This window comes from Okeania sp. (genome assembly GCF_983059655.1).
In genome coordinates, this window is sequence record NZ_CEZPJD010000630.1 from 1 (window position 1) to 4,805 (window position 4,805).

The 4,805-nt window shown below is 37.7% G+C and carries 3 protein-coding genes; 2 read left to right on the forward strand and 1 reads right to left on the reverse strand.

The annotated features are described in order from the left end of the window. Positions 1–220 precede the first annotated feature (220 nt). Positions 221–433 (forward strand): hypothetical protein, encoded by a 213-nt coding sequence (locus AC3DU7_RS25575; protein ID WP_488042097.1) that lies wholly within the window; start codon positions 221–223, stop codon positions 431–433. 8 nt (positions 434–441) lie between these two features. Here AC3DU7_RS25575 and pdhA read toward each other — a convergent pair whose 3' ends face one another. Further along, complete coding sequence (pdhA, locus tag AC3DU7_RS25580; RefSeq protein ID WP_488042098.1) at positions 442–1,473, reverse strand: pyruvate dehydrogenase (acetyl-transferring) E1 component subunit alpha; 1,032 nt, start codon at positions 1,471–1,473, stop codon at positions 442–444. A gap of 531 nt (positions 1,474–2,004) precedes the next feature. Here pdhA and AC3DU7_RS25585 point away from each other — a divergent pair. Further along, positions 2,005–4,371, forward strand: a complete 2,367-nt coding sequence (locus AC3DU7_RS25585) for an IMS domain-containing protein (RefSeq protein ID WP_488042099.1) — start codon at positions 2,005–2,007, stop codon at positions 4,369–4,371. Positions 4,372–4,805 lie beyond the last annotated feature (434 nt).

The following is a 4,805-nucleotide window of genomic DNA, read 5'->3' on the forward strand; positions in this document are numbered from 1 at the left end:
GATTTATTTTACCGAATAATTAATAATTCAATAATTCAATAATTCAGGTTTAAAGTCTCCCCTTTCAAGGGGAAAAAAATAAATTTTCTCCTTTTATTCAATCCTCTCCCTAAAAGGAAGAGGTAATTATCAATTATCCATTATCCATTATCCATTATTGAAAGATACCTTCTAAAACTTGCTCTAATTGTCTCTATCAAATATCAGAAATGCCAATTAGATGTTAGAGTGTGGACTTATCCGAGTTGTGACTCATCACGACCGAGACGAAAATGCGTCCAAAAACATTAGTGCAGAAGGAATCAGGGAAATATCAGTCTTAGAAGGACTGCTGCTGCAAGGAGGGGAAGTAAAACCAAAAGGTGGACATAAGTCTGTCTTGAGGCATTCCCCTTTGAACTCAGAAGCCCCATCCATTTATACGGTGGAGTAGTTCATTCTTCAATCTTCAGCAAAAATGTAGCGATAGAGTTCATCTGCTTCTGGTTCTGGACTACCTGTAGCAAACTCAACTGCTTCAGCAATCAATTGTTCAATCTTTTGATCTATTGCTTTTAACTCTGCAGCATCTGCCAAATTATGTTCTGTCAGATAAGCTGTAAATTGTTCAATTGGGTCACGAGAAAACCAATATTCCTTTTCTTCCTTATCCCTTAATTCATCAGGGTCTGCCAAAGAATGTCCTCGGAATCGATAAGTTAAAGCTTCAATTAAAGTCGGTCCTTCACCAGCACGAGCTCTCGCAACAGCCTCTTGAGCAGCAGAATGTACTGCTAGTACATCCATACCATCAACCTCTAAACCTACCATACCAAAGGCATGAGCTTTCTTATAAATCTCAGGTTCAGAAGTAGCCCTTTCGTGAGCCATACCAATTGCCCACTTATTATTCTCCACTACATAAATAATTGGTAATTTCCACAATGTAGCCATATTGAGACATTCAAAAAATTGGCCATTATTACAAGCTCCATCTCCAAAAAAACAGGCTGTTACTTGGTCAGCAGTTTCATTCCCCATACTTTCCCGACGATATTTACTCTGAAAAGCAGCCCCAGTCGCCACAGGAATACCTTCAGCAACAAAAGCATAACCTCCTAATAAATTATGTTCGGCCGAGAACATATGCATCGATCCACCACGACCTTTAGAACAACCTGTAGCTTTACCAAATAATTCAGCCATAACTTCTCGTGCTGGTACGCCGGCACTTAAGGCATGAACATGGTCTCTATAAGTGCTGCAAACAAAATCTTCATCTTGGCGCATAGCTTTAATTACACCAGAAGAAACTGCTTCTTGTCCATTATAAAGATGAACAAAGCCAAACATTTTACCTCGATAATACATTTCAGCACACTTATCTTCAAACAAGCGCCCTAAAACCATATCTTCATATAGTATTAATCCTTCTTCTCTAGAGATTTTTATACTATTGGTATCAAAAGTAGGTAATGTACGTTCTTGGATCATATTATTTATCCTCAGCTAGTATTATTAGTAGTAAATCTTACTGTTAGAAGTTAAAGGTTTAGTCAAAGGCTCCAATGAATTTATATTGAGCAGTTTATAGGAGAACCATACATTATAACAAACAGATGTCACTAACTTTTTACCAGTAAAGTGCTATGGAGCTTGAAAGACCTTTTGCCTTAGAGGAAAATATAATATGTTTGTCTTAATAATAGTGCTATATAATATGATAGAAGTTATAATGACCCTAAAATAAAGGGAATGCATGGCTTCTTAGGTAATTTGTAGCTACCTAAGTCCTAATAATATTAAGGATGTATAGACAGGGAATTGTGAATATTTCTGTTTTAATATTTTAAAAATGGTTATTGTTCCAACTACTCATCGTGCTTTAGCGAAGAGTTGGTCGATAAAGAGTAGTAAAGTGACAAAAATCTTTCTAAGTTTAGTTAGCAATATCTTATATTATAGGCTAACATAGTAAGCTAAATTATTGTAAATTATATTAACTCGCCTTTGAGGAAGTGCACTGTGCGTATTCCATTAGATTATTACCGAATTTTGGGTTTACCAATTCAGGCTACTGTCGAACAGTTACGACAGGCACATCGCGATCGCACTCAGCAGTTTCCGAGAAGAGAGTATTCAGAGGCAACTATTGTCGCCCGCAAACAACTTGTAGACGAGGCTTATGCTATTCTGTCTGATCCAGAACAACGGCAAACCTACGATGGCAGTTTTCTGAGTAAAACCTACGAGCCGGAATTAGCACAAACAAGTCCAAGTTCTGAGATAAATCTGGAAAAAGTACAACAAGAAGAAGATAAAGAAACAAAACTTCAACAAACAGAAGAAATTCCTCCAAAGGTAGCTTCGAGACGTTTAACAAGAGGGACAATCTCTCGTGGTAGCGAAACTCCAGTTAGCCATGAATTCGACCCAAACACTCCCAGTATAGAAATAGAAGATAGACAATTTGTGGGTGCTCTCTTAATTTTGCAGGAATTAGGAGAATATGAGTTGATCTTAAAGCTGACCCGTCCCTATCTAATCAATAATAGTATTGCTATCAAAGATGGACGTTTTGGAGATCCAGTATTAGTTCTACCAGATATTGCTCTAACAGTTGCTTTAGCAAATTTAGAATTAGGTAGAGAGCAATGGCAACAAGGACAATATGAAAGTGCTGCGACAGCTTTAGAAGCAGGTCAGGGATTATTATTACGAGAAAACCTATTTGCTCAAATTAGAGGAGAGATACAAGCTGACCTCTATAAGCTACGTCCTTATAGAATAATGGAATTAGTCGAACTGCCAGAAGAAAAAGCACTAGACCGTCGCCGTGGGTTAGAAATTCTTCAAGATATGTTGAATGAAAGAGGAGGAATTGATGGTCAAGGTGATGATCGATCTGGATTAGGGGTTGAAGATTTTCTGAAGTTTGTTCAGCAGCTACGTCACTACTTAAGCATGGCAGAACAAAAGAAATTATTTGAGTCTGAAGCCCATCGTCCTTCTGCTGTCGGTACATACTTGGCAGTTTATACTTTTTTAGCTCAAGGGTTTGCCCAAAAACAACCAGCCTTAATTCGTAAGGCTAAGTTTATGCTGATGCAATTGGGTAGGAGTCAAGATGTCAATCTAGAGAAAGCTGTTTGTTCATTACTTTTAGGACAAACTGAAGAGGCTAGTAGATCCTTAGAACTAAGTCAGGAACACGAACCTTTATCCTTTATTAAAGAAAATTCTCAAGAATCTCCAGATTTACTACCAGGTTTATGTCTCTATGCTGAACATTGGTTGACGGAGGAAGTATTTCCACATTTCCGCGACTTATCCAACAAGTCAGCTTCTTTGAAAGACTATTTTGCAGATCGACACGTTCAAGCTTATCTAGAAGCTTTACCTACCGAAGCAGAAGCAACTAATCAGTGGGTAGTTGTTCAACCGCGTCGCGATCGCGATACAGAAGAAGCATCCTATCAAAAAGAAACAAACAAATCTTCAGTCTTAGATTTGCAACAAAAAATCTCTAGTGTAGGTAGTGCTGCTACTGCCACTATGGCCTCAACTAGCACAGGAACTTCCAATCAAGCAGAAGCTAGTTCTTATCAGTCACTTCAAGAAACAGATAGATCGTCTTCTACAGATATACAAAAACAAGGAAATTCCTTGAGCTATAGTCGCTATTCGTCGAGAATTGGAGAAAGAGGTAGAAGTAATTTGCCTCAGTTAAATGAAAATATGTCAGTGGGTAGTAAAGAATTACCCCGATCAATGCCCGAGCAACATCCACGCAGAACATCAAACAGAAGAGAACCTGTTAAAGTTGGTCGTTTAATATTAATAGCAGTTTTGGGATTGTTAGCAATAGGATTAATTGGATTTTTAGCCATTAAAACTATTGGCTGGTTAGCAAATGCTTTGGGCTTAGGTAGGGAGCAACCAATGGTACAACTGGATAGACCTCCATTGGAAATTCCAGAACTTAATCAGGTCACTCTAGCAGTATCAGGTCCAATTACAGAAGAATTAGCACGGCTAGCGATTCAAAGTTGGTTAGATACTAAGGCTAATGCTCTAGGTCCTAATCATCAAACTGAACAATTACAAAATATTCTCGTAGATCCAGCACTTGAACGTTGGTTACCTACAGCTAATGCTCTGAAGCGAGAAAGGTCTTACCGAAAGTATGAGCATAGTTTAGAGATAAAAAACTTAAATACGAGTAATACAAATGCTAATCAAGCTCAAGTGGATGCTCAAGTTAGAGAAAAGGTAGAATTTTATGATAATGACAGATTAACTAATTCTCAAAATGATAACTTGCTTGTTCGTTATGAATTGGTTCGTCAAGATGGAAAATGGAAAATTCGTGATTGGAATGTACTCAGATAATTTTTAACGTCTTGGTTTTTTCGATAGTGCAGAGCGCAAAGTGTGTGGTAATTCATTATATTTATATCAAATCAGGTTGAATACTTGCACTTTCTAGGAAGGAAGGCAGAAGGCAGAAGCGTTACGACCCCGCGTCGGCGTCAGGGAATGCTGAGCAAGAGAGAGAATGCGCACCAAGAGAGGAAAGAAAAGGCTTGAAGGGAAAAAGTTTTTTTTCTCACTAATTATCTGGGTTCAAAGACATTTCATCATCGTTTCAACTATTATTTAAAGACAATATTTATATTACCATTCCCACACTTTCTTGATGCGCTACCGACAAAACAAAGAACAGAAACTTGTAGCAAATATTTACCTGAATCATATTACGATTAATTTCAATTACAGCACTTTGCGCGGATAGTGAGGTACAGTTTGAAAATTAATCTTTTTTT

Excerpts from the sequence above, each read along its gene's own strand:
- pdhA (WP_488042098.1), bottom strand. The coding sequence starts at position 1,473 with ATGATCCAAGAACGTACATTACCTACTTTTGATACCAATAGTATAAAA.
- AC3DU7_RS25575 (WP_488042097.1), top strand. The coding sequence starts at position 221 with ATGTTAGAGTGTGGACTTATCCGAGTTGTGACTCATCACGACCGAGAC.